Source organism: Candidatus Poriferisodalis sp. (genome assembly GCF_965198245.1).
Lineage (GTDB): Bacteria > Actinomycetota > Acidimicrobiia > Acidimicrobiales > Poriferisodalaceae > Poriferisodalis.
Genome location: NZ_OZ240249.1, coordinates 4,205,801 through 4,227,450 on the forward strand (window position 1 = coordinate 4,205,801; position 21,650 = coordinate 4,227,450).

Here is a 21,650-nt window from a genome sequence, read left to right on the forward strand (position 1 = left end):
GAGGCGGCATGTCCTCGGGGGGGCGCATACGGGAGCGAGGCTACTGGGGCGCGTGGGTGGCGCAGCCAGCGGACCGCGCTGCCGACGAGCGGGACGCGCGGGAAGCGCAGCGAGCGGACCGCGCTGTTGGCGGACGAGGCGCGTAGGTTCATCGGGGTGCGGCTGGCGGTATTGGTTTCGGGAACCGGTTCCATCCTCGAAGCGATGCTGGGACGCGGGCTGCCGGTGGGCTTGGTGGCGGCCGATCGACCGTGCAGGGGGCTGGGGATTGCGGCCGATGCCGGGATCGAGACGGTGCTGGTGGTGCGTGAGGATTGGATGGTGGATGTGGCTGGGCGGTCCGGCGGGGCTGGGCGGTCCGGCGGGGCTGGGCCGTCCGACGGGGCTGGTGCGGGCGGCGAGTCCGGTGGATCGGGCCGGCGGCAGTTCGACCGCAACGGCTACAGCTGCGAGCTGGCAGCGGTGTTGGCCGGGCGAGACGTGGACGTGGTGGCGATGGCCGGCTTCGGCACTGTGCTGGATGGATCGTTCTTCGAGTGGGGCGGCGGGCGCTACCGGGGGCAGGTGCTGAACACGCACCCGTCGCTGCTGCCAGCGCATCCGGGCTGGCACGCGGTACGTGACGCGTTGGCTGCGGGTGCCGCCGAATCGGGCTGCACCGTGCATGTCGCGATTCCCGAAGTGGATGCGGGCCCGGTGCTGGCCCAGCGTGTAGTGCCAGTGCTGGCGGGCGACGATGAGGCGACGCTGCACGAGCGGATCAAGACCGTGGAGCGCGAGCTGTACCCGGCGACGATTGCGGCGTTCTTGGAGCGCTGCGAGACCGATGAGGTCGCCGTACCAGTCGGTGGTTCGACTGGCGGGCAGGCTGGCGGGCAGGAACGGATTCAGGAGGGACTGACCCGATGAGGGCGTTGATCTCGGTGTGGGACAAGACCGGCGTGGTGGAATTCGCAACTCGGCTGTCGGGGCTTGGATGGGAGATTGTGTCGAGCGGCGGGACCGCTGGGGCACTGGCCGATGCAGGCGTGCCGGTGCTGGCGACCGAAGACGTGACCGGCAGCCCCGAGATGCTCGACGGTCGGGTGAAGACGCTGCACCCGCGGATCCACGGCGGGATCCTGGCGGACCGGTCGAAGCCTGCCCATCTGGCGTCATTGGATGAGCACGGCATTGCGGCCATCGACCTGGTGGTGTGCAACCTGTACCCGTTCCGGTCCGATCCGGGTCCGGAGCTGATCGACATCGGCGGACCGGCGATGGTGCGGGCTGCCGCCAAGAACCACGGCGACGACGCCGGTGGTGTCGGTGTGGTGGTTGACCCGGCCGATTACGAGCCGGTGCTGGCCGAGCTGGCTGAGCAGGGTGCGTTGAGCACCGCGACCCGGCGTCGGCTGGCGCGGGCCGCCTTTGCACATACGGCTGCGTACGACGCGGCCATTGTCAGCTGGCTGGACGAGCCGGTCGACGATGCGGAATCCGGGACCTCCGATCCGGGGGGCGCTCCCCTGCCGCCCACCGTGCATCTGGCGCTGGAGCGGGTCGACGAGTGCCGCTACGGCGAGAACCCGCACCACCTCGGGGCCCGGTATCGCCCGGTCGGCGAGCTGACGTGGTGGGACCACGCCTTCCAGCACCAAGGGCTGGCGCTGAGCTACCTGAATTTCTTCGACGCCGATGCGGCCTGGCGGATCGTGCACGACCTGGGCGATGCCGAGGACTGCTCGGCTGTGGTCATTGTGAAGCACGCCAACCCGTGCGGAGCGGCCGTCGGCGACGACCTCGCAGACGTCTACCAACGGGCGTATGACTGCGATGCCCGTTCGGCGTTCGGCGGCATCGTGGCGTTCAACCGGGTGGTCGACCTGGACACGGTCGAACGCCTGGAAGCCGCAGCACAGGCCGACTTGGTGATCGCGCCCGGGTACGAGGACGGGGTTGTTGAGCGCATCGAGGCGAAACGGCGCAACACCCGCGTGCTGGAAGCGCCCCGGCCTGAGTCGGTGGGCATCTCGCTGCGGCAGATCAACGGCGGCTGGCTGGCGCAGTCGCCGCATACCTTCGCCTCAGCGCCCGAGGACTGGCAAGTGGTGACCCAACGCCGGCCGACCGAGCAGGAGCTGGCCGATGCCCGATTCGCTTGGCGGGTGTGCGGGCATGTCACGTCGAACGCCGTCGTGCTGGCGCGTGACCGCACGGCGTGGGGCATCGGTGCCGGCCAGCAGAACCGGGTGGAGTCAGGCCAGCTCGCCGCCTCCAAGGCCGACGGCCGTGCCGCGGGCGGCGCCTGCGCCAGCGACGCCTTCTACCCGTTCGGTGACGGCGTCGAGGCCGCCGCCGAAGCCGGCGTGGCTGTGGTGGTGCAGCCAGGCGGCGCCCTGCGAGATGACGACGTCATCGCCCGAGCCAACCAACTCGGCCTCGCCATGCTCTTCACCGGGGAGAGGCAGTTCCGGCACTGACAAGCGGCGGCAGCGCCAGGCTCAGGCGGCACTAGCGCGAGTCAGTGCATGAACCGTTCGGGACTCACTGCTGGGGTCAAACTTGCGAGCTCTTCGGGGAGTACCTCGTCTGAGATCAGCGCCGCCACCAACCTCCCAATCGCCGGCGCGGTTTGGATGCCCGTTCCGCCTTGGCCCGCGCACCAGACGAAGTCATCGGCCCGGGGGTCGAAACCAGTCGAGAAGGTGAAGACCGTGCGGCGTAGCGGTCGCATGCCCACGGTTTCTGCCCCGGCAAGTTTGGCGACCTCATCTGCCCACGCCCCCGCAGCATTCACCACGACATCGCAGCTCAGCGAGCCCTCTGCCGTGTCGACGTGCCAGCCACTGCGTTTGTTGATCAGGTTGCGCACATTGCGGTCGCGAAGGATCGTCACGCCACGTTCCCGGGCCCCTCGCACGTACGCCTGGTGCAGTCCAGCGACGTCGATGTCGAATCCGCCGTATTCGATCACTCCCCCGGCCAGCCAATCCGGGTCGAGTGCTGGGCATATCTCGATCGTGCGAGCCGCATCGATCAACTCGCACTCGGTCTCGGTGACCTGATTGGCCTCGACCCGCTCCACCAAGCGGTCTTCGAGCCCAGCCGGCGCCACCCACAGCACATTGCGCGGGATCAGCACGGCACTGTCAGCGAGCCCGTCAGCGTCCGAATCCAGGAATTCACGTGACGCAGCGCTCAACCGACGGTTTGTCGCCTCACCGTACGAGGCCAGAAACTGCGCCGCTGATCGGCCAGTGCTGTGGGCTGTCAACGTCGACTCACGCTCCACCACGGCGACTTGCTGGCCGCGCTGCGCCACGGCGAACGCGGCAGAGATTCCGGCGATGCCTCCACCGATGACAACGACGTCGTACGCGTCGGCCATAGATCGATTCCCTCCGTTGACGACGCACCTGGACCAGCCGTTCCTCAGTTTGCACCCCTCAACGCTGGCGGCCAGAAGCACCCGATGACTCCACCACGACCCCGTAGCCACCGGCGAACGAAACGCGCGCGCGAAAAAACCATTGCGATCGCGGAGGTCGGGCGCGTCACACTCGCCAAATGAAGTTCTCGGTACCGGCACATGTAGCTGGCGCACTGCGCTCAGCAGCTTTGCCATGCAGCTTTGTAAATATACATGTTTCCCTTGTAAACTGGCATCGTGGCTGTTGCGCACTATCGGGTTTCGGAACGAGGTCAGATGGCACTACCGGCTGAAACACGCCGCCGGTGGGGAATCGCTGCGGGAGGAGCAGTCGAGATCGCCGATCTCGGCGCTGCGGTGGTGGTAGTGCCGGCCGGCAGAGGCGGACTGCGGTCAATGCTCGGCGAGGCTCTCGAGGAGGCCGGTGGCTACCAGTCGCTCGCGCGCCGCGTCGCTGCCAGCGAGCCGGATCTCGCATGAGCCCACCTCTACGATGAGCCCGCAGCTTCCATGAGCCCGCAGCTTCCATGAGCAATGGCGTCCTCGTGGATGACCACATCCTGTTGAGGATGCTGCTCGGCGAGGAGCCACGCGAGTTGCGGCCCCGAGGCGGCGGCGTCGCCACGACGGGGCTGTGGTACCACCGTCTCTGCCGTGCACTCTCCGATCAAGCAGTCGTGGGGTCGATGTCGCGCCGGCTCGGAGGTGTGTCGCCCGAAGTCGCAGCCGAGGTCATTGCCGCGGTCATCGAGCTGCCGGCATCAATCGAGCTGGTGCCGCTTCGCGCGATCGGCTGGCCGATGGGCGAACTCGTACGAGACGGGGCCCGCCTCAACCTGCTCTCGCTCGAAGCACTGGCTGCCGCTCGCTTTCTGGATGCGGAGATCTGCTACGCGCAGGCCAACGAGAACGAACCGCTCATCGACGCGGCTCACACCCACGCAATACCGATTCGCAGCCTGCAGATCTGAGCAGGTGCCTTCGCTGCTGAGTCGGAGTCAGAGGTTAGCGAGGGTGCGTCGGGCTGCTCGTGCGGCGGTGTCGGTGCGGGTTTGGCCGGTGATGCGTCGGATGTCGGCGCTGTCGGGCGCTGTTTGGGTGACGGTGGTGCGCACGTCTTCGGCGACTGCTGTGCGCCCGCCCACGATGATCACCCGGGTCGGCCGGTAGTCGCGTATCAGCGATGCTGTCGCCTCGGGCAGCATGCCCTGCGCGGTGTAGGCGACCGCGGCGTTGTCGGTCGCCGCGGCCAGTGCGGCGGCGACGCCCACGTCGGGCGCGGACCAGCCGTTCGCGATCACCAAGGTGACGTCGGCGGGCGCCGCAGCGGGGTTGCCCAGCACGCGGCGTGCTGCTTGTGCGGCAGTGTCGATGCGGTCATCGCCGGTGAGCCGCGAAATGTTGGCTCCGTCTGCCGCGTCGGCGACCGCGTCGGCCGCGTCAGGGCCGATCGCGGCGGTGCCCCCCACCAGGATCACCCGCGCTACGTCGTAGTCGCGCAGCAGCGCCGCGGACGCCTCAGACAGCGTGGCGGCCTCGGTGTACAGCACCGCGGCGCGGCCGCTGCGCGCAGCCAGCGCCGCCGCGGCACCGATGTCAGGCGGCGACCAGCCGTTGGCCACAATCAGCGTGACCCGACCCGCCGCAGCGGGCGCACCCAGAATGCGTCGCGCCGTCGCCGCCGCGGTGTCAGCGCGATCCACCCCCGACTCCCGCGAGATGCCCGAATCGGGCGACGCAGCACGGATCTGGGTCCGCACATCACGCGACACCGCAGAAGTGCCGCCCACGATCACCACCTCAGCGGGCAGTGCTTCTCTCAACAGCGCCCTGGTCTCCGAGGACAGCTCGCCGCTCGCGGTATAGACCACCACCGCGCCGTCGGTACGAGCCGCCAGCACCGACGCCACGCCCACATCGGCAGCACTCCACCCGTTCGCCACCACAAACGTCGCAACACCGACATCGAAATCACCGCCGCCGCCGCCACCACCGCCGCCGTCAGAGCCGCCGCCGGCAGCATCGCCGTCGTCGTCCGCACCGACTGGGGTCGACCCGCTCGCCGTGTTCCCGGTGCCGGTGTCCGATGCGCCGGGCGTCGCAGCCGTCGTGGCGCCCGCGGTCACCGTGAACGACACCTCCAGCGAGCCCCGCACATCGCCCTGGCCCCCGGGATCCGCGTACGCCGTCGCCCGCAGCGTGTAGGCGCCCGCCGGCAGCGCCTGCCCGTTGACCCTGCCGGCTCCGTCGCCGTAGAGCGAGTACGGCGCCGCGTCGTCGCTGCTCGTCGCCGTCTTGGCGCCCGAGAGCGCGAACCGCACGCTCCCCGGCACCAGGCCCGGGCTGATGTCGGTCCGGATCCCGTAGCTCGCCGCCGCCAGCTCGCCGAGCTGCACCGTCGAGCCGTCCGCCAGCGCCATCAGGTCCGCGTTCGTGCCCGCGTCCACCAGCGTGAACCCCGTCAGCCACGCCGCCTCGCGCTCGCTGTTCAGGATCGTCGCCACCGCCGAGCCGTCTCCGATCACGGCCGCCCCGTTGTTCGCATCGCGCCCCGCCGGATTGCTCAGCACCAGACCGAACGTCTCGCCGGTGTCCTCCTCGCCGTCGTCGGTGATCGGCACCCACACCGTCTTGCGCGTCTGGCCCGGCGCGAACGTCAGCGTCCCGCTCGTGGCCGTGTAGTCCGCCGACGCCACCGCGGTGGCGTCGGCGGTGGTGTAGTCCACCGTCACCGTCCCCGATGCAGCCGGGTCCAGCGTCACCAGGAACCCGGCCGAGCCGTCGGCCTCGTTCGCCGCCGCGTCGAACACCCTCAGCGTCGGCGCCCGGGAGTCCCAGGTGTGCTCAGACGACCATCCGCTCACCGCTGCGTTGCTGTAGGCGCGCACCCGGGCAGTGACCGGGCCCCGGCCCGAGGGGCCCGGCGGCAGCGTGATGCTCGTGCCCGCCTGCAGGTTGCGGCCCTGGTTCGCCCGGTTGCTGTAATGCAATCCGTGGCGCCACACCACCAGATAGCCCCACGCGCCGGGCACCGCGTCCCAGCTCATCACCCGGTCCGAGCCGATCTCCACACCGGTCGGCACCGCCATCACCGCATCGGCGGGGCGGTCCACCAGGATCCGCACCCAACCGGTGCCGCCCGACACCAGGCCCGAGCGGGTGTCGTCGCGGGCGTAGGAGACCCGGTGGTTGTACTTCACCTCGAACGGCGCGCTCAACAACGCGTCGTAGCGCCGGTCATAGGGGTAGTCCTCCAGGGCGGCCGCGGTAACGGTCACCTCGTGCCAGTCGTTCGGGGTGCCCCCGAAGATCGGGATGCGGTCGTTGGCCCGGTCCGGGAAGTTCGTCATGTCGTAGACATCGCTCATGGTGAGCTCGTTGCCGTTCTCATCGGTGCGGAAGCCGATGCCCTCCACCTCGCACCACAGGTTCGTGAACAGCGTCGGGGCGGTGTCGATCGGGCTCGTCGCGAGCCGGCCCGCCGGCGACGAGACGCGCTGGGGGTTCACGTTGTATTTCCTGGTGCACGGCTTGAGGCGCACCCGGTACTTGCCCTGTTCGCCCATCCGGATCCGCAGCGCGGTGGTCGACGCGTCGTGCCAGGCGCCGTCGTTGAGCACCTGCGCCTCCACCAAGTCACGCGCATAAGGGCTCGTCAGCGGCGTCTCCCCCTCACGGGCCGTGGCGTGCCAGTACCTCTGGCGGCGCGGAGAGTCGAAGTCCGGCGAGAAGTCCAGATCCACCCGGTACCAGCTGTCCGCGTCCAGACCGCCCAGCACCAGCTTCACGGCCTGCCACGCCTCCTTCCTCAACAGCGGGTACGGCTCGGCGTAGCCCACCGCGCCGGTGGCGGTGTCGGTGTAGCGCACATACAGCGGGTTGCCGTCGGGGTTGCGCACCCCGAAGCGCACCCACAGCGTCGAGTCGTCCGGCGTCTGCAAATAGACGCCCTCCACCACCGTGTCGTCCAGCGTCGCTGTGTTCGACCACGGCCCCGCCACGCCGTTGATGTTGATCGCCCGCACCCGGTAATGGTTCTCCCGGATCACGCCCGGCGCCAGCACCTGATGGGTGTAGCGGTGCTCGAAGCGGCCCGTGTTCGCCACCAGCGCATACCAGTGGGCCTCATCGCCGACGCACGTCGTGCGGCACACCTCGATCCGGTAGCCCTGGATCTGCGAGAACGTCGCCGTCGCGCTGTTCGCGGTGACCCTGTCGGTGGCATTGGAGGGCCGGCCCCAGCTCAGCTCCGCACGACCGCTGTCAGTCGCCCGCACCCACAGGCCCTGAATCCCCTTCGGGGTCCCCGTCAGCCGCTCGGTCGCCATCGCCTGCACCTGCGCCGCGTTCGCAGACCCGTGGGCGTTCACCGCCTGCACCTCAAACACATAAGCCACGCCGTTGGTCAGCCCCTCCACCCGGTAGCCCGTCACCAGCCCCACCGACTCCCAGGCGTTGAACGTCGCGCCGTCGGTGCGCCGCCAGCGCACCTCATAACGCAGCACCGGGCTGTCGTTGACAACCGGCGCCCACGACAGCACCACGAACCCGTCCCCCGACGTGCCCACCGACACATCGGGCGCCGCCGGCGGGCCGTCGTCGTCGGTCACCGTCACCACGAGCCGCGGGTTCGCTCCCGTCGTCACCCGCCCCGGCAGCGGCGTCACGAAGCCGAGCGTCAGGGTCTCGTTGCCCTCCACCGCGGCGTCGTCGCCGAACGTCACCGTGAAGGCCGCCTCGGTGGCGTCGGCCGCGAAAATCACGCCGGCGGGCACGCCCGAGAACTCGTCCGCGTCCAGGTTCGCGCCCCGCGCCGCCGACAGCGTCAGCGCCACCTCGCGCTCGGGCGCCTGGCTCAGGCGCACCGTGACGCTCACCTGGGCGCCCTCGGGCACCGAGGCCGACGCCGGGTCGAACGTCGCCGACACCACCGGCACATCGTCGTCGAGCAGCGTCAGCACGAACTCGTGGTGCGTCCCCGCCACGTAGCCGTCGGGCAGCGTCCCCAGGCCCAGCGTCAAGGTGCGGTGCGGCTCGTCGTCGGTGTTGTCCACCGTCGTCACCGTGAAGGTCTTCGAGGTATCGCCCGCGTTGAACGTGACGCTCGCCGGCACGCCGGAGTACTCGGTCGCGTCGAGCCCCGTGCCGGGCGTGGCCGTGATCGGCGCGGTGACCGTCGTGCCCGCTGCGGGCGTCACGGCCAGCGTCAGGGTCACCGTCGCCGAGCCGCCTTCGGTGACCGACGCCGACGCCGCGCCGAACGACACCGCTATCCCTTCGCGCGGCGTGACCTGCACCTGGGCAACAGCACCGTTGTGGTTGGCGTTGCGCGCCCTGATCTCGAAGGCGTGCTCGACCTCATTGGTGAGGCCCGTGAACGTGTGGCCGACAGTCTCGCCGTCGCTGCCGCCGATCGCGGCCCAGCTCGTCCAAGGGCCGGTCCCGGCGCGCCGGCGGTACTGGTAGTCGCCGGCCCAGATCTGGTCGTAGGTCGCCGGGTGGTCCCAGCCCAGCGTCGCCTCGGTGTCCCCCGGCCTCGCGGCGATGTTGCGGGGAGCGCCCGGCGCGGCGTCGTCGTCGAGGATCAAAAGCGTCGCCGTCGACGCAGTGCCGATGGTGTAGTAGTCCGGGTTCGACGGGATCGCGAAGGTGACCGTGGCGTGGTCCCCCGCCGCCGAGTTGCCGGTAGGCGTCAGACCGTAGCCGGATTCTGTTGATGAAAATGCGAAGACAGCGTTCGGCTGCCCGTCGATGGGGACGGCCCCGAGCGCGGGGATCCTGGTCGTCGCCCCCATGGCGAAGGCGTGCAGAAAGACGTTGCCCAGGTCGTATCCCCGCGAGAGCGTTCCGACCAGGCGCACTGTGCCGCCCTCGACGACTCTGGTTCCGCTCCGTCCCGAAGAGTCCTCCAGGCTGATGGTGAACACCGGCGGGTCCTCGTCGTCGACGTATCTGAGGTCGATGCCGCCGCCGATCCGGGACCCGCCGTGCGCGGCGGTCAGTGTCTCGGTCACCGGCGGGTGGTACAGGTCGCCCGGGCGCTGCGGGGCGCTGACGGCGAGCGTGCCGCTCGATTGCCCGGCGGCGATGGTGACGGTCGCGCTCCCGGCGGCGCCTTGGATGACGGGCCCGCTGGTGATCTCCTGGCCGCCCCACTCCAGAGTTACCGTCTGGTCGGTCTCGAACCGCACGCTGTTGGTGATCCACACCGTCGCCGTCGCCGAAGCGCCGCCCTCCACCAGTTCGGTGACGTCGTTGCCCCCCGAATCGCGAACGGTGAACCCCAACAGCGCTGTGTCGTCGTCTGCCACCGTGATGGCGATCTCGTCGTTGGTCCCCGGCACGTAACCCGACGGCAGCGCCCCCAACCCCAGCGTGAGCACCTCGTCGTCCTCGTCCAACATGTCCTGCAACATCGTGACCGCGAAGACCTCGGAGGTGTCGCCCGCGTTGAACGTCACGCTCGCCGGCACGCCCGAATACTCGGTCGTGCCGAGCCCGGCGCCGCGTGTCGCGGTGATCGGCACCACCACCGTCACCCCCGTCGACGGCGCCTCGTCCAGCAGCACCACCACCGAATACGCGCCGCCCTCGGTGACCGATGCCGTCGCCGAGGCGAACGAGACCGCAACGCCGACCCGCGGCGTCACCGTCACCGACGTCTCGGCCCCGTCGCCGGCGACGTTCTCGGCCCGCACCTCGTAGGCGTAGACCGTGCCGTTGGTCAGGCCCGTGAACTTGTGGCTCGTCGTGGCGCCGTCGCTGCCCGGGACCATCGTCCAGGCGCCGAAGGCGTTTGTCCCCTCCTTCACCCGGTACTCGTAATGCAGTACGGGCTGGCCGTGGTCCGGCGCGGGCGCCGCCGGCGCACTCCACCTCAGGGTCGCCTCGGTGTTGCCCGCCTGCGCCCGCAGGTTCCCCACCGCCAGCGGCGCCGTGTCGTCGTCGCGCACGATGACCGTCACCGTGTGGGGGGCGCCGAGGGTGTAGGGGATGTCGGTGCTCGTCTCGAGGGCGAAGGTCACCTCGCGGGCGCCGTCGTTCTGGGTGGTGTTCTCGGCCGCGGTCAGCGTGACGGTGGCGTCCAAGAGGCCCGAGACCAGCAATGTGCTGTCGGGCAGCGTCCCGCTGAGGGCGCTGTCGCTGTCGGTGATGGTGAACTTGAGCGCTCCGGGCGCCGGGTAGCGCACGGACAGCTCGATGTCGATGTCGAACGTGTCGCCCTCGTTCACCGACTCCGGGGCGTCGGCGATGCGCGCCACGGGCGGGCTCTCGTCCTCGATGCGGCGGAACTGCTCGATGGTCGCGATGACGGCGTCCGCCCACTTGGCGGTGAGGTCGTGGGTCTCGGGGATATAGACCGGGTTCATGTCGTTGTCGGGCGCGCTGACGACGAGGCTGCCGCTCGACGCTCCGGCCGCGATGGTGATGGCCGAGGTGTTGCCTGCGCCCCGGATCCGGCTGGTCAGCGGGATGCCGCCCCACTCCAAGGCGATCTCCTGGTCGGCGCCGAACGTGGCCTCGCCGGCGTTGGTGATGGTCACCGTCGCGGTCGCCGAAGCGCCGCCCTCGGTCAGCCCGGTCACGTCGCTGCCACCAGAGTCGCGCAACGTGAAGCTCCACTCCGGCGCGAGCAGCATCAGCGTGTCACTGGCCTCACCGCCCCCGCCGACGTCGTTCACGGCGCGGACCTCGAACGTGTACTGCGCGCCCAGGTCCAGGCCCTCCAGCGTGTGGCTGGTCGCGTTGGCCCCACCCGGCGCGCTGTCCGCGACCGCGGTCCACCCGGAGAGAACGCTGATCCCCAGCGAGACCGTATCGTCCTCGCTCCAGCTCAGGCCGGTGCCGGTCCAGGTGAGTATGCCCGACGAGTGGGCTGCGTCCGCGAACGCGAACGAGGAGGCGCCCACGTCGAGCGTCAGGTCGGCGAGCGCCGCCGCGGGGATGCTGAGTTTGTTGGTATGCAGTCTCAGCTGCCCGCCGATGAGGTCTATCGAATCGATCAGGTAGTTCACCGAGTCATAGGAGAAAGCAGCGTCGCTCAGAAGCTGGGCCGGCAGGCATCCTTTATTGGCTTCCGCGGTGTCGCATCCCAAAAAGTTGGAGCCCAGGTCGCCGACCGTGAGCGTTGCCGACCATATGGGCGGCGTCCGGTAGCGCACCTCGTGGCCGGTTATGGCGCTGCCGTTGGCCCAGGTGCCGCCGTCCCACTGGAGACCCACCTCGCCGAACGTCGAAGTGTTCGCGGACGACATCCCCGTCACAGCCTCCGGAGCGGTGGGCGCGAGGGTGTTGTCGACGAACAGGATGTCCAGGGCCGCGGCCTCGTTTTCGGCGATGTCGCGGATGGGACTCGTCCCCGGCACGGTGTAGTCGACCGTCAGCGTGTCGCCGGGGCGGAACGCCGGGCTCACCGTGAGCACGATGCCCGACGTGCCGCTGGCCGACGCCGCCGAGACGGCCCGGGCAGTCCCCCCGCCGACGATGCCCAGGGCGATCTGGTCGTCCTCGCTCCAGGCCAGGCCGGTGCCGGTCCAGGTGAGTCTGCCCGACGAGTGGGCTGCGTCCGCGAACGCGAACGAGCGGCCGCCCACATCGAGCGTCAGGTCGGCCCGCGCCGCCGCGGGGATGCTCTTGTCGGCTGCGAGTATCAGCTGCCCGCCAGAGATGTACAGCTGTTCGATGGTGTAGTCCACCGAGTCATAGGAGAACGTATGGTCGGTCAGAAGGTCGCTCGGCTCGCATCCCTGATTGGCCTCCTGGGTGTCGCATCCGAAGTCGTTGGCGCCGATGTCTTTGACCGTGAGCGTCGCCGACCAAATCACTTCGGCCCCCACCACCACGGTGAATGCCGACGCCGCCGGAACCGAATCCGGGTCCAGGGGCTCGTCGTAGGTCAGCAGCACCTCGGTGTTCGACGGGGTGGACGTCGACGACAAAGCGGGCGGGGTGTCGTCCACCAGCGCGGTGGCCGCCAGCACGGCGTTGCCGTTGCCGGCCGCGTCGGTGACCGCGCCGGCGGCCAGCGCGACGGTCACGTCGGTGTCCGAGGCGGTGAGCGCCGTGTCCAGGGTGATCGTGACGGTCTGTTGGGTGACAATGTCGATCGCCGTGGTCCCCGTCGTGGTCAGGGTCGTCCCGCTCGAGTCGAAGGTGATTTTCGTGCGGTCTGCGGTGCCGATGACCTCGCTGAAGGTGAGGATGATCTTCGACTTGTCCGCCGACGGCCGAGCCCCCGTCAACTCAGGCCGCACGCCGTCGACCTTGTGGTCCGAGTCGTCCGCGAGACCACCGTGGGTCAGGACTGCGAGTTGCCCGAGCGGACCCAGGATCGGTTTGACATCTGCGCCGAGCTTGAGCGCGTTGGCTTCGATGCTGATTCCGTCGGTGTCCTGCGCGCTTGGTGAGACGGACGCGGTGCAAGTCAGCGTCTTATTGTCAGTGATGCCGATGGTGCAATCGATGCCCACTGTCCGTGTCCCAATCCTGATCTCGCTGTAGGGGTTGTCCGTTCCTGTCCCAAGCGAGATCACCTTGTCGAACGTCACCGTGACGACGATGGCCTCGCCGATGATGTAGGTGCCGGCGGTGGCCGGGGTCGAGGTGATGGCAACCGATGTGATCTCCGGCGGCGGGCCGGCGACGGGGCCGAGCCGGGGGCTGGTGCGGGGGTATTCCCGGTTGCCCGCGTCGTCGTCGAAGACCACCCGCACCTTGAGGTGCTTGCCCACGTCGTCGGCGGTGGGCGTGTACGCGGCGCCGGTCTCGCCGTCGATGTCGGCCTCGTCGGCACCGTCCACCCGGATCCACTGGTAGTCGTAGGCAGCGCTCGCGACACCGTCGCTGGAGTCGGTGATGCCCGACACGTCGGCGGACACCTCCACGCCCTCCTTCGGCGTCTCGACGTTCAGAGCCATCGTCACGTTGCCGGGCCAGTGGAGGCTGGCGGCCCACTGGTACTGATAGAGGCCTGCGCCCGGCTCGCTCTCAGCGGCGTCGGCCGAGGAGTAAGACACACTGTTCACTTTGAACGTGAACCCGCGTGGCAGTTCCCTGTCCAGCACAATGACCAGATCACCGGAGTTGACGTGGCGTTCATCGTCGAATACGGCGAGAACGGTGTACGCGACCCCATCCACAGTGAACAGCGACTCAGAGATGGACCCGAAACCGAGAGAGTGCGCAGTCGCTGCCGCCGTGGCGTATCCACTTGCCTCGAATGACGAACCGACGATCACTTCCGCAGGCGTAACCGTTGCCGTGAAGACCTCCTGGGCGAACGCGCTGGTGATCTGCGGGGCGCCGGTGGCGGGGGTGTTGTCCGGCTGTGCGCCGGGCAGGTCGTAGGCGTAGATCTTGTCGTCGGTTTCGTCGACCACCCACAGCACCCGGCCGTCGAACCACATGCCCACGGGATCGTCGTTGCCGCTGGTCAGGGCGAGGTTCTTGGCCGAGTCCTGGGACTCGTCGGAGTGCTTGTAGGCAAAGACATTGTCGTCATCGCTGTCCGCCACGAACATGGTGGTGCCGTCCGACCAGATGCCCCACGGCGCCTCGGCGTTCTGGGCGGCGGTGTCGGTCGAGACGTACAGCTGCTCGAAGTCCTTGGCGGTGTCGTGGGTGCCGTCGGCAATCTTGTAGGCGAAGATCTTGTTGGCGCTGGTGGCGCCATCGTTGGCCACGTATACGGTCGTCTCGTCGCACCACACGCCCCTGGGCTGGCCGTTGGCCGAGTTGAGGGTGATGTCCTTGGTCGAGTCGCGGGTGGTGTCGGACATCTTGTAGGCGTAGAGCTTGCCGTCGTCGCTGTCCGCCACGAACATGGTCGTGCCGTCAGAGCAGATGCCGGTGGGAGTCGAGTTGCTGGCGCCGCTCAGGCCGTCGAAATCGTTGGCGCTGTCGCGGGATCCGTCGGCGCGGTCATAGGCGTAGACCTTGTTGCCGAGGGCGGCGCCGTTGTTGACCACCCAGAAGGTGTCTTCGTTGCCCCACATGCCGGTAGGAGCAATGTTGCCGCTGTCCAGGCCGAAGCCCGTCACCCGCACCGGCGGGGGCGGCACGAACACGGAGCCCTTGATCTCGATCCTGAGCGACTGCACGAAGGATCCCCACGAACCGCTGCCATATTGATGGGAGTCATTCCCAATTGACCAGCCCGTCGCGCCGCCAGCGTCTTCGTTGTTCGCGCTGGTTGAGTTGAATGTGACGGCGCCAAAGAAGCCCGACCGTTCGACGACAACGAAGTAGGCCGTACCCGCCGCAAGGGTGGGGCACGTCGCCGGCACAACGAAGGTATGTACGCCCGAGCCGGAGAAGGTGTCCGGGTCGCTCAGCGTGCACAGAGCGGCGCCGGGACTGCCACTGCTGTTCGCGTTCAGCGTGACGGTCAGCTGGCCGCCGACGAAGCTGGTCTGGGTGATGGTGTTGAAATCGATGCCGATGGAACTCAGCGTGTAGCCCGCTTCGCTGGTGCCGGCGGTGAACTGCTGGGCCAGCCTGGGCTGGGTACTACTCAGATCACGAGGGACGCCGGCGGACTGCCCCGTGTTCTTGACCAGGGTGGTCGCCAGGATGCTCATCGTCTGCGCTTCCGCCGGCGGCGGCACCGGCACGAGGAGCACGGCGACCAGCGCCAAGGCCAGCAGCGGGAGCGTCACAAGACGCCGGGAGGCGGTCATGACCTACCCCCAAAGTCGCGGGGGGGGGGGGGGTCAGCGCGAACGCAGAAGCGATGGCCGGAACCATCGTTGCGTCCCCCGTCTCAGCTGGATGGACCGGTCTGTCGAGCGTCATGCAGATACCCCCCTCGTCGCCGGGGCATTCTATGTGACACTCGCACTATTTCATGAGCAAATCCCCAAAAAGACGAAGGCTCAACTTCAAACAGCACCAACCCGCTTAGTAGAAGCCCGGCCCTTTAGGGCCGGGAGAAGTCACATATTCAGGTTCTGCCGTCATGTTCGATTCGACAACGAGATCGATCTTGAACCTTTCGAACTCGCGTTCTCCGAGATATGCCGTCGCCGTCAGCGCCGCGTTGGGAGTGCCGAGCGCCGGTTCTCGTTGCAGCTGGACATCGAATGTGAAGAAGTCTGTGTCAGCGTGCTGGTGTCCAAGGTCCTGTAGCAGCTTGATGGATTCGCTCATGTCGTCGCGGCGCATCAGGTCGATGTCGAGGCTGTGGCGGGCGCGGCTGGGTATGCGTGCCAGCAGCCCTGTGCCGCCTTTGAGCACCCATCCGGAATCTTCCGACGCGAACACTCGGTAGAGGAATCGGCTGTAGGCGAATTGGCGGCGAATCTCTGAGATGTCCACCGCGTCGGAACTCGTAGCCCTCGCAAATCGCGCCTTGAGCGCTTGGTCGAACGCATCGGGTGTGCGATAGGGAACCGAACGCCCGCCGCCGTCGCCTTCGGTGTCAGTCATCGATGCCGGCGCCCGCGTGGTCCCCGCTCTGCATGAGGATGGACTGAATCTCGTCGGGGTCCACGCTGAGCCGCTCGCACAGCTGGGCCATGCTGATTGCGCCTGCGTTGAGCGCGTCGCTGACGAACCGGCCGATGTGCCCGCCGTCGACATGGTCGCTCATGAGGTCGGCAGTGGTCCGGCTCACTGTCGTCACAGCGAATCCATCCTTGAGTTCCCACTCACTGCGCTCAAGACCTCGCGATCGGCGGCGGACCCTCGTGCCGTGTCCAGGCTGGATGCGGCCGCGCGACACGAATGTGTGCGGCCCGCCGGCGAATACCCCGAAACCGTGGACTTTCGCAGCTGACTGAAGGGCAACCCAGACCCTGGGGTCGGCGGCCCGCTGGCGCGGTGTGCGCTGCGGGTCGAGCCGGAGCGACTCGATGCGCAGTTCCGCGAGGGGGTCGGCGCCGGCGCCGGCGACCCTGTACACGCCGTGCCCCACGCGTTCGATCAGGCCGCGCCCCACAGACCTCGTCAGATCGAAATCCGGTATTCCAGCCGCCGAGGCTTGCGCGCGCGTGAAATAGCCATGCTGAGCTGCAGGGAGATCCCCCAGTCGTCTGATGATGCTCCCAGCCATGTCGAACCCTCCTCTCTTGCACTCCGTCGTGATCCTCTACACAGAAATCATAGTGACATACTGAGAACCTTGCAATATGCGCAAGTTTCTCAGTACCTCGATTGCCGAAGTGAATCTTGCTAGCTGCAGCACTCTTGGGATGACGGCCGATCTGCCGTTTCGGCGCTGTCTCAACGGCTCGTTCTTCAGGGGCCACTGACCCTCGGCGATTCCAACTGTCAACGGCCAACGGGATCTGCCCAGTGGCGGACAGTGGACCTGCCCAGTAGTGGCCAGCAGAACTGCCCGGTGGCGGCCGGGTGTTCTGCCCGTAGTTCAGTTGGCCAGTGGCGTCACCCCCTTGCCGGAGGTGGCTTGGGTGAGGCGGATGCTGTCGCCGGCGGTGAGGACGATGTGGGCGTGGTGCAAGAGCCGGTCGACGGTGGCGTTTGCGATGGTCTTGGGCATGAGTTCGTCGAATCCGGCGGGGTGAAGATTGCTTGACAAAGCGATGGAGCGTTTCTCATAGGCGGCGTCAACGACGCGGTAGAGCGCTTCGGCGGTCTCGGTGGCGACCGGGAGCAGGCCGATGTCGTCTATCACGATGATGTCGGCGCGCATGATCCGGCGGATGGCCTTGGCGGCGGTGTCGTCGGCGCCGTGGCGGCGCACGAGCGCGCCGAGGTGCTCGAGACTGAACCATGCGACCTTGTGGCCGGCATCGACTGCGGCTTGTCCGAGCGCTTCGCAGAAGTGGGTCTTGCCGGTGCCTGATGGTCCGCACACGACGAGGTTCTCGTGGCGGTGGATCCACTCGAGGGTGCGCAGCGCCCGCTGGGTCGGTGCCGGGATCGATGACGCTGTCTCGTCCCAGGCGTCGAAGGTCTTGCCGGTGGGGAACGCGGCCGCTTTGCGCCGGACCCGCACAGACGACGCTTGGCGGCCGGCGAGTTCTTCGGTGAGCAGCGCTTTGACTGCTTCGGCTGGGTCCCATCGCTGAGCTTTGGCGGTGGCCAACAGCTCCGGTGCTGCGGCGCGCATGTGGGGCAGGCGCAGGGTGCGCAGCAGGTCGACGACCTCATCGATCGGTGCTGGGTTCATCGGTCGCCTCCGAGGCGACCCCAAGCGGCGGTGCCGGGCTGCAGCGAGTGCACGTCATCGGCGCGTCGGCGTTGTCCGGGCGCATCAGCGGCCAGGATCGAGGCCAGATCGCCGTCTGGGGAGCGGCCGAACATCGCGGCGTGGCCGAGCGCCCAGTCGAGCCGCTCGGCGCCGTGCAGTCGGGCAAGGGTGACGGCTTGGGCCATCTTGACCTTCATGCGGCTCGTTCCCGCGGCGGCTGCTTCAACGAGCCAGGTGCGGGCGCCGTCTGCGATGGCGAGGAACTCGGCCTCGGCCGCGCTCGTCGGCTTCGGACGCCGCCCCAGCGGCCCAGCCGGGCGCGGCGGGTAGTGGGCGTCGTCGATCATCGGATGCCCGGGCGTCGAACGCTGGTGGCGGGCAACCTCGACAGGGCCCGACGGTGCGCAGTGCGTCACCACGACGTGGTCGCCGTCCACACGCACCCACACCGTCTCATCGGCCAACGTGTGCGGGACTGAGCAGGTCACACCGCCGAAGCTGATCGTGGAGCTCCAGGAGACTTTCCGGGTTTCGCCCAGCACCGCCGTGTAAGGGGCCTCGGGCAGCGCGTGCAGCCGATGCCGTTCCTCAGCCAGCATCTCGGCCGGCCGCCGGCGGGTCACCCGATGGACCCGGGCGTTCACCTCAGCGGTGAACAACTCACAAGCCTCGACCAGTTCGGACCAGCTGGCGTAGTCGCCGCGCAGGTTCGCGTCGGTTGGCACCAAGTCGGCCTTGGCAACCCGCACCGTCGCCTCTGACCCGCCCTTGGACTCGGGGTCCGCCCGCACACACGTCGCCACCGTGATCCCGTAGTGGCCTCCGACCGCGACCATCTCCGGATGCCTGACCGGCACCCCCGCGACGTGATCGATCGTGACCGTGCGCTCGTTGTCGGTCAACCAATACGTCGGCGCGCCGCCAAAGGCTCGCATCGCCCGATCCACACAGGCGATCACTGTGGGCAAGGTGCGGTCCCAGGTCGCGATCACCACCCGGAACCTCGACCACGCCAGCCACGCACAAAACAGATCCGTCCTTCGCCCAGAAATGACCGGACCCGCGCCCCAGTCCCACTGCGCCCACATGCCCGGCTCGGGGATCCACGGCCGATACACCCGCCGCCGACCCGCCGCGAAGCTCCTCTTGGCCTCCGCCACCGCTCGGCGCACCGTGCGGTCCGAACCCTCGAACCCCAACGCCTTCAACTTGGCATAGCAACGATCGGCGCGGATCTTGCCACAGGAGCGCTCCACCCACTCCTCGATCTTCGCCACCCACGGATCGATGATCCGTTCCCGCCGCACCGGGCCCGCACCCCCCAGCCGACCCTCGTCGCGCCTGGCCACATACGCGGCGACGGTGTGATGGGAACAACCGGCCAGCTCGCCGGCATCCCGCAACGACCCAGTCAGGTCGAACGCTTCCAACATGTTCATGATTTCCTCGCGAGACTTCACTCGCTCCTCCTGCTCGATCGCCACGGTCGCGGTCACCGGCAATTCGAGTAGGAGGAGCACCCCGCCGCGGTGGACCCCGACGGAAGATGGACTTCAACGCGGGCAGTTCTGTTGACCGCCGCCGGGCAGTTCTGTTGACCGCCAACGGGCAGCTACATGGCCGCCACTGGGCAGAATCTCATGACCGCCGACAGACGGGTATCGGTCCGATTGGCACGACGATGCTGACATGCAGAGATTACTCTCCGGTTGGCAGTCTTGATTGCGAGGTGAACTCTTGATGCGGTCACGACAGCGAAGATCGTTGATCGCTGTGGGCATTGCATCTTTGCTGTTCATGGCTGGCTGTCAGGGGGCAGCGGACGAGTCCGTTGTCACCGATCCGGTGCCGACCGTGACTGCGATCGACACCACGACGTCTGATGCGGTGAGCGTCACGGGTCCCGACGACACCGAAGCGTCCGAACCAAGCACCACGATGCCCGCAGCGCCTGAGGTGCCCGCGACGACGGCAGCTGAGGCCGAGGAAGCCGTCGAACCTGAGCCTGACGAACCGGACGAAGCCGAAGATGGCGGTGCCGCAGAATCAGAATCTGCGTCCGAGCAGCCGGCTGAACCGCCGCCGCTTTGTCACGAGTTGGAGTTCGATCCCGATGATGCTGCGGGGTTCGGGCGTGTCGACTTGTCGTATTACTCAGCTTTGGAGGCGTCAGATGAGGACTTCCAGGTCGTCGCGACGATCTCTCCCCATCCCTTCTATGCCAGTGCGGCCGCTCACGACCGGGACGGGAGCCGGCGAGTCCACCCGGAAGCACGTGAGCCGCAAACACTCGTCGTCGAGATCACGGACACCGAGGGCCGCACACAACGGCACCTGCTGCCGCTGGACCCGCCCGAGGTTCTTCCGGATCACTTGCACTACGCCGTCATTCCCGAAGTGCTCATCATCGGCCCGAGAGGCTGGATGTTCGCCGCAAGCGGCATCACCTATCTGAGCATCCGAGAACTCATTCCCGGCGACTTTGACGAAAAAGGCCCACGCAGCAGCTATGTTAGCGATTGGCCCTGGCCGGGTGAGTCTCCTCACGATATAGACGGCCTGTATCTCTATGTTCATACCGGAGGTAACGCCCGAGGCCTCAATTGTTTCGTGTCCTTCGAAGACCTGGGAATTTCCCAAGCCGACTGGTACCTATACGGTTTTCGCACTATGAAGGGTTATCTCGTCCCGGATGAATACCGCGGCCTTTTCTGGCATTCAGAGTGGGGTGGCATCCCCGTACGATCTGATTTGCCTGAGAGTTCGGGCGAGTGCTGTGAACTATTCGCACTGAACGAAGGCTATGCGCTGACTACGAACAATGTTGCCGGGGGATACGGACCGCGGGCAGAGTGGCCTCCGAAGCTATTCTATTCCTTGGACGGAGTCCAGTGGCAAGAGGTGGCCTTGCCGCAAAGTGATTTGACGCTGGCTGATGGCGTGGATACTGCAGACATGTGGGTGTGCAGTATCGAGGCAACAAACACGGGCATTCGAATTGTCGAAGGTCGCAGCCTCCGCTTTGACTCACCCGCTCCATGTGACGAGACTCGCGAGTGGACTGTCGATGATGACTTTAGCAATTGGCGCCTTCAGGAGCCGGGGTCGTGAGTCTGCAGCAGGGCTATGTCAGCGCGATTGCAGAATCGTCGCGGTTGACAAGTGCTTTGCCTAGCAGCCCTCGACGCTGGCGGCGGAGATGATCCTGAGCGCATCAGATCGATTCGGGCAAATTGAGCAGCGTTCCGCTGTGTTCCGGAGTCACTGCTGCTGACATCGCAATGCGACGGCTTCCTATGGTGCGCGCAGCCGCTCGAATGCGCGCAAAGACCACGTTCGGCCAGATTCTTGCGTTTTGGCCGTCTGTGAACCCGATTTCGATGACCTGAGCATCGCTCAGCCCCTCATTTTGCCCGCATTTTCGGCATTTTGTGGCGTTTTGTGCGTTTTGTGGCTTGTTTGGGAGCCGAAACTGAGGCCCGGCACGCCTCCTGTTGGCTGATTTGAGGGCTTCTGGAGGTCATTTCGGGACGTTCGTCGCCAATCTCATCTCTGCGGGCTGGAATCGGCACGTGTCTGGCGGCTCTGCTGGGGCAGATCGCGCTTGTACCGATCTGGGTACTCTGTGGCTGTCGGTTGAGTACGCACGGCCGGAGGGGAAGTGTTAACGGTTCTCGCTAATTTCGACGGTGGGACCTTGGCACCCTTGCTGTGGACCATCGACGGTGGGGGCTTGGCGGCCGGGGTGTATTGCCTGCCGTCTGTCGTGGCGCTGTTGCGGAGGCAACCTCGCACTGGCCGCATCATTGCATTGAACGTTCTGGGAGGGTGGACAGTTGTCGGTTGGCTGCTTGCGCTCAGTTGGTCTTGCGCCGACCCGAACGAGCGGCGGCAGCAACGCGGCTCTTGGTCCAGCCCCAGCTCGAGTCCTCTGGTAGCTCCGCGTCCCCGGCGAACAGCACCAGCAACAGCCATCGTCTCCGAAACCGAAGATCGCATCCGAGAACGCCCCCAGACCAGCCGCAAAACGCAGCCCGATCACCACGACACACCAGAATCAGACTGAACGACGCCAACTATTCCGCA

The 21,650-nt window shown here is 67.4% G+C and carries 13 protein-coding genes; 6 read left to right on the plus strand and 7 right to left on the minus strand.

Going from position 1 to position 21,650, the window contains the following annotated elements:
* Window positions 1–156 precede the first annotated feature (156 nt).
* Both purN and purH read left to right on the plus strand, forming a co-directional pair.
* Window positions 157–909 (plus strand): phosphoribosylglycinamide formyltransferase, encoded by a 753-nt coding sequence (gene purN / locus ACOCMM_RS18685; RefSeq protein ID WP_419554635.1) that lies wholly within the window; start codon window positions 157–159, stop codon window positions 907–909.
* The gene (gene purH / locus ACOCMM_RS18690; RefSeq protein WP_419554636.1) at window positions 906–2,462 is read left to right on the plus strand and encodes a bifunctional phosphoribosylaminoimidazolecarboxamide formyltransferase/IMP cyclohydrolase; all 1,557 of its coding nucleotides are present in this window, start codon (window positions 906–908) and stop codon (window positions 2,460–2,462) included. The genes purN and purH overlap by 4 nt, the downstream gene beginning before the upstream one ends.
* A gap of 41 nt (window positions 2,463–2,503) precedes the next feature.
* Here the strand turns inward: purH and ACOCMM_RS18695 are convergent, their stop codons facing one another.
* Window positions 2,504–3,370 carry an NAD(P)/FAD-dependent oxidoreductase gene (locus ACOCMM_RS18695; protein ID WP_419554637.1) on the minus strand — a complete coding sequence of 289 codons (867 nt, stop codon included), beginning with the start codon at window positions 3,368–3,370 and terminating at the stop codon, window positions 2,504–2,506.
* 279 nt (window positions 3,371–3,649) lie between these two features.
* On the opposite strand from ACOCMM_RS18695, the gene ACOCMM_RS18700 reads away from it, so the two are divergent.
* Together ACOCMM_RS18700 and ACOCMM_RS18705 are read left to right on the plus strand one after the other, a co-directional pair.
* On the plus strand, window positions 3,650–3,892 hold the full coding sequence (locus ACOCMM_RS18700; protein ID WP_419554638.1) for an AbrB/MazE/SpoVT family DNA-binding domain-containing protein: 243 nt from the start codon (window positions 3,650–3,652) through the stop codon (window positions 3,890–3,892).
* A 47-nt stretch (window positions 3,893–3,939) separates the two neighbouring features.
* On the plus strand, window positions 3,940–4,383 hold the full coding sequence (locus ACOCMM_RS18705; RefSeq protein WP_419554639.1) for a hypothetical protein: 444 nt from the start codon (window positions 3,940–3,942) through the stop codon (window positions 4,381–4,383).
* Between the two features lie 27 nt (window positions 4,384–4,410).
* Here the strand turns inward: ACOCMM_RS18705 and ACOCMM_RS18710 are convergent, their stop codons facing one another.
* The 6 genes from ACOCMM_RS18710 to ACOCMM_RS18735 form a co-directional block, all read right to left on the minus strand.
* Window positions 4,411–15,090 carry a Calx-beta domain-containing protein gene (locus tag ACOCMM_RS18710; RefSeq protein WP_419554640.1) on the minus strand — a complete coding sequence of 3,560 codons (10,680 nt, stop codon included), beginning with the start codon at window positions 15,088–15,090 and terminating at the stop codon, window positions 4,411–4,413.
* 220 nt (window positions 15,091–15,310) lie between these two features.
* Entirely contained in the window at window positions 15,311–15,838 is a 528-nt protein-coding gene (locus ACOCMM_RS18715) for a nucleotidyl transferase AbiEii/AbiGii toxin family protein (protein WP_419554641.1), read from the minus strand.
* The gene (locus ACOCMM_RS18720) at window positions 15,831–16,463 is read right to left on the minus strand and encodes a type IV toxin-antitoxin system AbiEi family antitoxin domain-containing protein (protein WP_419554642.1); all 633 of its coding nucleotides are present in this window, start codon (window positions 16,461–16,463) and stop codon (window positions 15,831–15,833) included. Before ACOCMM_RS18720 ends, ACOCMM_RS18715 begins: the two co-directional genes overlap by 8 nt.
* Before the next feature lie 315 nt (window positions 16,464–16,778).
* Window positions 16,779–17,543, minus strand: coding sequence for an IS21-like element helper ATPase IstB (gene istB / locus ACOCMM_RS18725; protein WP_419554643.1), 765 nt, complete (start codon window positions 17,541–17,543; stop codon window positions 16,779–16,781).
* Entirely contained in the window at window positions 17,540–19,024 is a 1,485-nt protein-coding gene (istA, locus tag ACOCMM_RS18730; RefSeq protein ID WP_419554912.1) for an IS21 family transposase, read from the minus strand. The genes istB and istA overlap by 4 nt, the downstream gene beginning before the upstream one ends.
* Before the next feature lie 348 nt (window positions 19,025–19,372).
* Window positions 19,373–19,501, minus strand: coding sequence for a hypothetical protein (locus ACOCMM_RS18735; protein ID WP_419554644.1), 129 nt, complete (start codon window positions 19,499–19,501; stop codon window positions 19,373–19,375).
* Between the two features lies 1 nt (window position 19,502).
* On the opposite strand from ACOCMM_RS18735, the gene ACOCMM_RS18740 reads away from it, so the two are divergent.
* Both ACOCMM_RS18740 and ACOCMM_RS18745 read left to right on the plus strand, forming a co-directional pair.
* Window positions 19,503–20,675: a hypothetical protein gene (locus tag ACOCMM_RS18740; protein ID WP_419554645.1), complete on the plus strand. Its 1,173-nt coding sequence runs from the start codon at window positions 19,503–19,505 to the stop codon at window positions 20,673–20,675.
* 634 nt (window positions 20,676–21,309) lie between these two features.
* Complete coding sequence (locus ACOCMM_RS18745; protein ID WP_419554913.1) at window positions 21,310–21,630, plus strand: superinfection immunity protein; 321 nt, start codon at window positions 21,310–21,312, stop codon at window positions 21,628–21,630.
* Window positions 21,631–21,650: the final 20 nt, after the last annotated feature.